General features: G+C 30.4%; 7 protein-coding genes and 3 tRNA genes. 7 read left to right on the top strand and 3 right to left on the bottom strand.

The genetic code is table 11. The features are described 5' to 3' along the window. Nucleotides 1-791: 791 nt before the first annotated feature. The 3 genes from CHRY9293_RS16345 to CHRY9293_RS16335 form a co-directional block, all read right to left on the bottom strand. Nucleotides 792-864, bottom strand: a tRNA-Met gene (locus tag CHRY9293_RS16345). Nucleotides 865-903: 39 nt separating this feature from the next. Next, a tRNA-Met gene (locus tag CHRY9293_RS16340) sits at nt 904-976 on the bottom strand. A gap of 39 nt (nt 977-1015) precedes the next feature. Then, nucleotides 1016-1088 (bottom strand) — tRNA-Met (locus tag CHRY9293_RS16335). Nucleotides 1089-1189: 101 nt separating this feature from the next. On the opposite strand from CHRY9293_RS16335, the gene CHRY9293_RS16330 reads away from it, so the two are divergent. From CHRY9293_RS16330 to CHRY9293_RS16300, 7 genes are all read left to right on the top strand, one after another. Next, nucleotides 1190-1801 carry an L-threonylcarbamoyladenylate synthase gene (locus CHRY9293_RS16330; protein WP_162033963.1) on the top strand — a complete coding sequence of 204 codons (612 nt, stop codon included), beginning with the start codon at nt 1190-1192 and terminating at the stop codon, nt 1799-1801. 68 nt (nt 1802-1869) lie between these two features. After that, complete coding sequence (gene yaaA / locus CHRY9293_RS16325) at nt 1870-2628, top strand: peroxide stress protein YaaA (protein WP_162033962.1); 759 nt, start codon at nt 1870-1872, stop codon at nt 2626-2628. After that, nucleotides 2629-3480: a peptide chain release factor N(5)-glutamine methyltransferase gene (prmC, locus tag CHRY9293_RS16320; protein ID WP_162033961.1), complete on the top strand. Its 852-nt coding sequence runs from the start codon at nt 2629-2631 to the stop codon at nt 3478-3480. Between the two features lie 1085 nt (nt 3481-4565). Then, a complete protein-coding gene (locus CHRY9293_RS16315) occupies nt 4566-4862 on the top strand; it encodes a hypothetical protein (protein ID WP_162033960.1) in 297 nt (98 codons plus the stop codon). Nucleotides 4863-4960: 98 nt separating this feature from the next. Then, the gene (locus CHRY9293_RS16310; RefSeq protein ID WP_162033959.1) at nt 4961-5263 is read left to right on the top strand and encodes a hypothetical protein; all 303 of its coding nucleotides are present in this window, start codon (nt 4961-4963) and stop codon (nt 5261-5263) included. Between the two features lie 106 nt (nt 5264-5369). Next, complete coding sequence (locus tag CHRY9293_RS16305; RefSeq protein ID WP_162033958.1) at nt 5370-5672, top strand: hypothetical protein; 303 nt, start codon at nt 5370-5372, stop codon at nt 5670-5672. Nucleotides 5673-5779: 107 nt separating this feature from the next. Then, nucleotides 5780-6082 carry a hypothetical protein gene (locus tag CHRY9293_RS16300; RefSeq protein WP_162033957.1) on the top strand — a complete coding sequence of 101 codons (303 nt, stop codon included), beginning with the start codon at nt 5780-5782 and terminating at the stop codon, nt 6080-6082. Nucleotides 6083-6121: the final 39 nt, after the last annotated feature.

Raw genomic sequence — 6121 nt, 5'->3', positions numbered from 1 at the left:
CCACTTCTTGTACTACAGAGAGTTTAAAGGATAGGCTATAGTCTTTTTGACTACGTTTTACATACTGATTATTAAGATCTTTCATAACATTGCTGTTTTTGTGTAACGCTATGTTAGGATCAGACATTACCATACTATTAAAAGGCTACTCATTGAGTGGTCTTTTTTCTTTAATATGTGTCTTTAAAGAATTATAATTTTAATAAATAGAAAGAGAATGAAGAGAATAAATCTCCGTCGTTTGTTTATATTAATTAAAGCATAAACATATCGGGGAAAAGTAAATACGACGGAGATATTTCTTTATGATTATCCTTAAATATAAATTCAAGGAAACTTATTATCATTATGAACTCTTCTATGTTGCTCGGAAACAAAAGTATGAACTTAAAAGCAATCTTACATAAAAACACACATAAAACAATCACTAGTTGGCATAAAACTAATTTTACACAATCTGTATACAAAATACTATTTGAAAAAATAACGATATGGTGATTTTTTTTGGGAGGATTTTTAACAATGTTATTTTTCATCTCATAATAAAATGATAATAAGCTTTTTACATTTCTATTTTTTGAATTTTTAAGGAGAATATTTTAATGTAATAAAAGGAACTCTCCATGCTAAAACCAAAGTCGATTGTAACTCCTAGTAGTAAGAATAGAGTACTTTTCCTATTCAGATGGCCCTAACTTTTAGCTTAATTTCCAGCTTTCGCTCCAAATTCATATAGTTTTATAAAGCCTATAAATAAAAAAAATCGCATAAAGCGATTTTTTCTTTCCTAGTAGCGGGAACCGGACTCGAACCGATGACCTTCGGGTTATGAGCCCGACGAGCTACCTACTGCTCCATCCCGCGGTATATTTTTTGAAACGTTACCACCAACGTTTAACTTAGTAGCGGGGACACGACTCGAACGTGCGACCTTCGGGTTATGAGCCCGACGAGCTACCTACTGCTCCACCCCGCGGTATATTTTTTGAAACGTTACCACTAACGTTTAACTTAGTAGCGGGAACCGGACTCGAACCGATGACCTTCGGGTTATGAGCCCGACGAGCTACCTACTGCTCCATCCCGCGATATTGGATTGCAAATATACGACTTTTTTTTACAAATCCTAATTTTTCTTTTAAATAAAGGACTTTCGCGAAAACTATATTAATATTTGTATCTTTGCTATATGGCAAAAATTTTGAAAATATATCCAGACAATCCACAGGAAAACCTTATTAATGAAGTGATTAAAACTTTAAATAATGGTGGATTGATTATTTACCCATCCGACACTGTGTATGCTTTGGGATGTAATATTTTTGATATCAAAGCCATGGAAAAATTGGCCCAATTGAAAAAAATTAAGTTGGAAAAATCACAATTCTCTATCATCTGTAATGATCTTAGTCATTTATCGGACTTTACTCGACCTGTTGAAACATCCACCTTTAGATTTTTAAAAAGTCACATCCCTGGTGCGTTCACTTTTATCCTAGATGCTAATAAAAGTTTACCATTGGCTTATAAAAACCATAAAACAATTGGTATTCGTGTTCCCGATCATCCAATACCACAGCTTATTGTTGAAAAATTGGGTCATCCCATTGCTTCAACCTCTATTAAAGATGATGACGAAGTCATTGAATACTCTACCGATCCAGAATTAATTGCTGAAAAATATGAACATTTAGTAGATATTGTCATCGATTCCGGATATGGGGATAATATAGCCTCAACCATAGTAGATCTTACGTCTGGAGAACCTGAAATAATTCGCCAAGGAAAGGGAATAATCTAATAACTAAATTACCAATTTGTAATCATTGAATTTCTATTCAAAATCATAAAAACATATCTGTACATTTCATGAAAATAATATCGTCTCCAGCAAAATTAATGAATATAGAAAACTCTACGGAACTTTTGAAATCTACTACTCCAAAATTCATTGATGATGCAGCATTTATACAATCGTTTTTAAAACACAAATCTCCTAAATATCTTTCTGAACTCATGGAAATCTCATCAAAACTCGCTGATGAAAACTGGGAGAGAAATCAAAAATGGAAATCAAAGCCTACTATTAAAGAATCGGCACCAGCTATGTTTGCATTTACGGGAGAAGTTTACAGAGGTCTTAATGCTAAGACGCTAGACAAAAACGCTATAGACTATTTACAAAAAAATTACAGAATGCTTTCAGGATTATATGGATTATTAAAACCTTCTGATAAAGTAATGCTTTACAGACTGGAGATGGGACGTCCTTTTGCATTTGATCAATATAAAAATCTTTACGAATTCTGGAAAGAGAAAATTACGGATCAATTAAATTCAGAAATGAAAAAAAACGAAATTTTGCTTAATCTAGCCAGCAATGAATACGGAAAAGTTATTGATAGAAAAAAACTAAATCATACAATCATTGATTTTGATTTTTATGAATTAAAAGACGGCAAACTAAAAACTATCGTTGTTTATACTAAACATGCAAGAGGCTTAATGGTAAAATTCTGTGCTGAAAAAAATGTACAAACTTTGGAAGATGTAAAATCATTCAATTATGAAGGCTATTTAATAGACGAGGAAAAATCTACAAACACTAAATTAGTTTTTACAAGATAAATGACAATCTTAGAATTTAAGAAATATTTTAAAGATGAGCTGTCTGATATATATTCGGAATCAGAATCGTCGTTTCTATATTCCATTTTTGTAGAAAAAATACTTGGCGTTGACACTTTTAATCAGAGGAGCATGTCTTATCATCAATTATTGAATGAGCATGAAAAAAAACTTCACCAAACCATTCTAGAATTAAAGACTCAGAAACCTTATCAACAGATTTTAGGAGAGACCTACTTTTATGGTATGAAATTTTTCGTTAATGAAAATGTGTTAATTCCACGCCCCGAAACGGAAGAATTATTAGAAATAGCGATACAAAAAATTCAAGCATCAAAAATTAATTCAAAACAACTCAATATTTTAGATATTGGTACAGGTAGCGGAGTTATTCCTTTGACACTCAAAAAGTATTTCCCAAATACAAAAATATCTACCATAGATTTTTCTGAAAAAGCATTAGAAGTTGCAAAAAAAAATGCAACCTACCACAACCTATCCATCAATTTCATTTATGCTGACTACCTTTCCTATACATTAGATCAAGATTATGATATCATTATCTCTAACCCTCCTTATATTGGGATAAATGAAAAGCAGGAAATTACAGATTCTGTAAAAGGTTTTGAGCCGCAGATGGCCCTCTTCTCTCCTACTGAAGATCCTTTGGTTTTTTATAAAAAAATTGCGGAGGATGCTAAAACGAAATTGAAAAAAACTGGTTTTTTATTCCTTGAAATCAATCAAAAATTAGGTATAGAAACTTTAACACTCTATAAAAGTGATTTTCACAATATTGCCTTAGTTCAGGACTTATCCCAAAATGATAGATTTATTATTGGTGAAAAATAAAAGCTCTAACTTAGAGCTCTTTAATATAAAGACATCCTTTATTGTAATATTATAGAATAAGTAAAAACTCAACACTTATCACAAAAAAATGACTTACAAAGTTAGGTCAAATATTAATATATACAAAATTAAAGAACGAGAAATTTGTAAATTAAATTTTACACAAAAGTAAACCATTCAGGATTTTATAATAAACTTCAAAAGAATTATAAAACAAAAAATCACAATACAGGGAGCTTATATATACCATTAATAAAGGGTATTCTGAGAGTATTGAAAATAATAAAAAACGAAAGCCCTTATATTTATTTTGTAGATTTATTATTTTTTTAATACAATTATTACTACATCAGCAGTAAATATGACTTTAATCACGTTTTTAATTTTTTTCTCATATAATTTTTGTGACATCGAATAGTTATTGTTTCTTTGCACCACAATGATTGGAAATTTAAATGATGAGAGCAAATTATTTACTATTTAACAGTAATTCATTTTTTCTACATATTGAGAACATTATTTCATATAATAGACTAAACATTATATTAAATATCTTCAATATAAAAAAAATAACAAATCAATATCGATTAACAATATTTATGTATTATCACTGATATTTTAGTATAATAGCATATATGATTCTTTATTTATCTGATATAAAATCATCAGGTTTACACTTAAGAATCCATTCCACATTCTAAATATGCTTTAGAAAGCAAACATTAAAAAATCTATTTGAATACTTTACTACATTCAAAGAATGTTTTTTATTTTCTAGATCACCCATATCTAGGTATAGTGAATGTTGAATAGCTATTATTCAATAACGAAAAATATCACACCCATTTAATTTCGACTAAGAATATATTTTACTTCATACAAAATATGGCGTAACAGTATTTTATTGCTCATTTTTAGATGTAGATCACAAAAATAAAAAGGCTTTATACACATGTCAAATAAATATTAATGTATCCTTAATTTTATTCTTAAGCACAGGTAGGGAAATAGATTTTTAATCTTTAGACCTCATAATTATACTGACCCAATTTGAAAGGATAGCTACCATAACAGCTGAAACTATTATGAAAAATTTATTTCAAAAAAACGTAAAAATGATTGCTGCAACGGCATTAGCGAGTATTATGACCATTATCATGAGTTTTAAAACACAAGAAAAAATAGAGATTCAATCAAAAGAAACACCCTATTCTATCGAGAAGGAGTACGCTATTTCTAAAAATGCTAAAAATCTATCCATATTTTCTGCTGCCAACGCTGTCACTGCTGTATATGAATCAGGATATTCAAATGCAAACAATGAAATCGCGAAAAATAGTCCTGCCAATGCAGAAATTGCTAAAGTAAGTCAGTTCGACTAATATTTTAAATTCAAAACCGGATTATTTTTATTGAGTAGTCCAATCTTATAAAACTATTATTAATTTTTAAAGGGTGGCCACCGTATAACTACAATCTTATGAAGAATTTATTTCAAAAAAATGTAAAAGTAATCGCTGCTACTGCATTAGCTGCTGTTGTAACTATTTCTATGAGCTTTAAAGCACAAGAAACTGTAAATGTACAATCTCAAGAAACTGCTGATATGGCAAAAGTTCAAGCTAAAGAAATTAAAAAAGTCGTTCCTCCCGCTGCTATTGCTACTGCAGGTGTTCTTGCTCTTGCTTGTAAATTTGTTCTTGGTTATTCAAATGCTAACAATGAAATCGCGAAAAATAACCCTATCAATGCCGAAATTGCTAAAGTAAGCCAATTCGACTAATATTTTAGATTCAAAAAAACCGGATTATTTCGTTTCGCTTATTAATCCGGTTTTATAAAACTACTATCAATTTTTTAAAGGGTGGCCACCGTATAGCTAAAATCTTATGAAGAATTTATTTCAAAAAAATGTAAAAGTAATCGCTGCTACTGCATTAGCTGCTGTTGTAACTATTTCTATGAGCTTTAAAGCACAAGAAACTGTAAATGTACAATCTCAAGAAACTGCTGATATGGCAAAAGTTCAAGCTAAAGAAATTAAAAAAGTCCTTCCTCCCGCTGCTATTGCTACTGCAGGTGTTCTTGCTCTTGCTTGTAAATTTGTTCTTGGTTATTCAAATGCTAACAATGAAATCGCGAAAAATAACCCTATCAATGCCGAAATTGCTAAAGTAAGCCAATTCGACTAATATTTAAGATTCAAAAAAACCGGATTATTTCGCTTCGCTTATTAATCCGGTTTTATAAAACTACTATCAATTTTTTAAAGGGTAGCTACCTTATAGCTAAATATATTATGAAGAATTTATTTCAAAAAAATGTAAAAGTAATCGCTGCTACTGCATTAGCTGCTGTTGTAACTATTTCTATGAGCTTTAAAGCACAAGAAACTGTAAATGTACAATCTCAAGAAACTGCTGATATGGCAAAAGTTCAAGCTAAAGAAATTAAAAAAGTCGTTCCTCCCGCTGCTGTTGCTACTGCAGGTGTTCTTGCTCTTGCTTGTAAGTTTGTTCTTGGTTATTCAAATGCTAACAATGAGATCGCAAAAAATAACCCTATCAATGCTGAGATCGCTAAAGTAAGTCAGTTTGACTAATATTTAAGATTCAAAAAAGCCGGATTATTTCAATTCACT

Origin of the sequence: Chryseobacterium potabilaquae, from assembly GCF_902728265.1 — a bacterium.
Lineage (GTDB): Bacteria > Bacteroidota > Bacteroidia > Flavobacteriales > Weeksellaceae > Chryseobacterium > Chryseobacterium potabilaquae.
This window is presented reverse-complemented; position numbering and strand designations above follow the sequence as displayed.

What these genes read in the sequence shown, in the direction of transcription:
- CHRY9293_RS16315 (WP_162033960.1), top strand. Translation starts at nt 4,566, where the DNA reads ATGAAAAATTTATTTCAAAAAAACGTAAAAATGATTGCTGCAACGGCA.
- CHRY9293_RS16330 (WP_162033963.1), top strand. Translation starts at nt 1,190, where the DNA reads ATGGCAAAAATTTTGAAAATATATCCAGACAATCCACAGGAAAACCTT.
- CHRY9293_RS16310 (WP_162033959.1), top strand. Translation starts at nt 4,961, where the DNA reads ATGAAGAATTTATTTCAAAAAAATGTAAAAGTAATCGCTGCTACTGCA.
- CHRY9293_RS16305 (WP_162033958.1), top strand. Translation starts at nt 5,370, where the DNA reads ATGAAGAATTTATTTCAAAAAAATGTAAAAGTAATCGCTGCTACTGCA.
- prmC (WP_162033961.1), top strand. Translation starts at nt 2,629, where the DNA reads ATGACAATCTTAGAATTTAAGAAATATTTTAAAGATGAGCTGTCTGAT.
- yaaA (WP_162033962.1), top strand. Translation starts at nt 1,870, where the DNA reads ATGAAAATAATATCGTCTCCAGCAAAATTAATGAATATAGAAAACTCT.
- CHRY9293_RS16300 (WP_162033957.1), top strand. Translation starts at nt 5,780, where the DNA reads ATGAAGAATTTATTTCAAAAAAATGTAAAAGTAATCGCTGCTACTGCA.